The following is a 2,318-nucleotide window of genomic DNA, read 5'->3' as shown; positions in this document are numbered from 1 at the left end:
TACCATGATCATGATCATGAAATGTAATGGTTGGTACTTTTCCATATAGAAGCTTGAGTTCCGCAAAAGCATAGCTTTGTGTGTCATCTGGTCGTTGTACTTCTATGAGTTCATCAAAGTCTTCTTTTAAATTCAGTAGTTTTTTCATAATTCGATTACCTAACTTTATTCATCTAACCAATCAATAGCAGAAGCAAGCTCAACCAGATCTTTATAGAACCCAATATCCAAACCAGAATTTTCATTTTGTGTAGCAAAACCAATAGAAGCCCAATGTCCTCCTTTATCAGGACCTATTTGGCCACTATGCTGCATATCTGCAACTTCTCTCATTTTACCCCGCCAATTTGAATCATTATAGCTATGAAGCATATGCATATGTATTTCTTGAATATATTTTCGCAACGTACACTCGTATAAGCCATTAGGCCAATTATTGGTGTAAGTTGAAGAGTTACTAGCAGTTAGAGTTGGCAGAATTGACACTGGGTTACATTCAAATTTAATAAATTGATTATCCAAATTACCAATACGAATGATAGCCATTTCAAGCGTTAGACTCGAATCACTGTCTAGTTTTCTCCCTAATTGGTACGTAGTCATAACTTCATACAAGTGAGGGGCTTTTTCTCTTAGACTAAGTAGAAAAGCTAAATAGATAATGTTCAGGCATTTGATATCGGAAAGAGACTCTACAGCTGCAATTAACCTATCAGTTATTTGAATAACCTGTCTAGCTGGCAAGCCGAATGAATCATAAACAACAGTCAGATTTTTTATTCGTATATCCTGTACATCTAATGATGAAGGAAATGGAACTATCTGTTTAGACGCTAGATAATCTGGGGATAGCTTATCCAAATCACAATGTACCTCTAAAAGTTTCTCATACGAAGGTTTACGCAGTGTATACCTACTATTAAAGAATCGACCTAAGTAGACTCTTGCATCAAAACCTTCACCATAAACAGCTTTGACTGCATGTTGTAATTGCTCTGTATCAGTAGCAACAACAAAGACAACGCCCTCAATATCAAATATGTGCTTTATGGTCTCAAGCATTTCTACGGCATAGCTAGGTCTGCAGCGATCTAATTCATCAATAAAGATAAATGCCGGATAGCTAACTTTTGCCGGGTCTATTACTGCTTCCACCCACTCTTGAACACTCTTTTTTAGACTTTCAATGGCAACGCTTTTAGCATCATGTTCATCAATTAAGTGTTTAACTAAGCCTGATGCTGCAAACCCCATAGGAATAGGCTCACCATCTGCATCAACACACCCACCTCCCGGTAGTTCATCGTCATCCTCTGCATTCATAATTTCTACAGGGTCAATTCCTAAGTAGCGCTTAGTTAATCCTCTGGCGATTCCGGGAGCGGCTGCTTTTAATAACCCAATTAATTTTCTTGGTGCTTTAAATATTGGATCATCTTCGCCCTTACCTGCTTGCAGCCTAAATTGTTTAATGAGAGAAGAAACCACGGTCATTAATGGATCGTCAGAATAGTCTTGTTTCCATGCATCAATATATGCCACAGGATAATGAGGCTGTAAGTCTTTAGCCCACCTTTTAAGAAAATATGTCTTACCAGCTCCCCATTCAGAATTCAGGTTAAGTACGTAGTTACTTTTTTGTACCCCATCAAAACCTTGTTCTGCTAAGAAACCTGTTAAAAACTTGGCATACTTTGCTCTCTCCAGCTTATCTTCAGGAAAGAACTCAGAGCCAACCCTCACACCTTTAGACCAGTCTATTTCAATAATTTTAGTCATATAACCTTTTAACTTTTTATTTGGAGGGACAAAAGGGTGAGACCCTATACCTTACTATTCTCTTCAAATCTCGTATTAATATGACTATCTTATACAAATCAACTAAATATAACTATTACACTCTATTACCTCTAAATGGATGTAAGAGTAATAACCGAGTCTTCTTAAAAACATAAAAAATGACACTAGTCACGCTCGATTTTTCCCGGATATAACTAGGTATTTGCGCTCGCTATTGGGAGAAAGCGAGCGTTGTGTCAATAGCGAAACATTGATGATAATACAATATTACAACTCGCTCGGCGGGCGTTTGTGAGTTAGCTTTCTAAGGCGGAAAGGGGCACAAAGTGCCTTAGGAAATTGCCTTAAGCTTCTAAAATTGAGGCCAAATATAATAATCCACAATAATCTGTTGTGGCTTGGTAAATTTGGGCACAACAAGCCTCTAAAATTTCCCTTTGATTTATATCAATCTTCTTGCTGGCAAGCTTGAGTAATGCAGACTGGAAATTACCAACACACATAGTTGTGACTATTAT

At 37.5% G+C, this 2,318-nt stretch carries 1 protein-coding gene; it reads right to left on the bottom strand.

Annotated features, from left to right (window positions below):
- Nucleotides 1-165: 165 nt before the first annotated feature.
- Entirely contained in the window at nucleotides 166-1,779 is a 1,614-nt protein-coding gene (locus AC4GME_RS18030; RefSeq protein WP_490378693.1) for a KAP family P-loop NTPase fold protein, read from the bottom strand.
- Between the last annotated feature and the right edge of the window lie 539 nt (nucleotides 1,780-2,318).

The sequence above is a fragment of the Psychromonas sp. genome (assembly GCF_983033635.1).
The sequence above is the reverse complement of the archived record's forward strand: the minus strand, read 5'-3'. Positions and strand labels throughout refer to the sequence as shown.

Excerpts from the sequence above, each read along its gene's own strand:
- AC4GME_RS18030 (WP_490378693.1), bottom strand. The coding sequence starts at position 1,779 with ATGACTAAAATTATTGAAATAGACTGGTCTAAAGGTGTGAGGGTTGGC.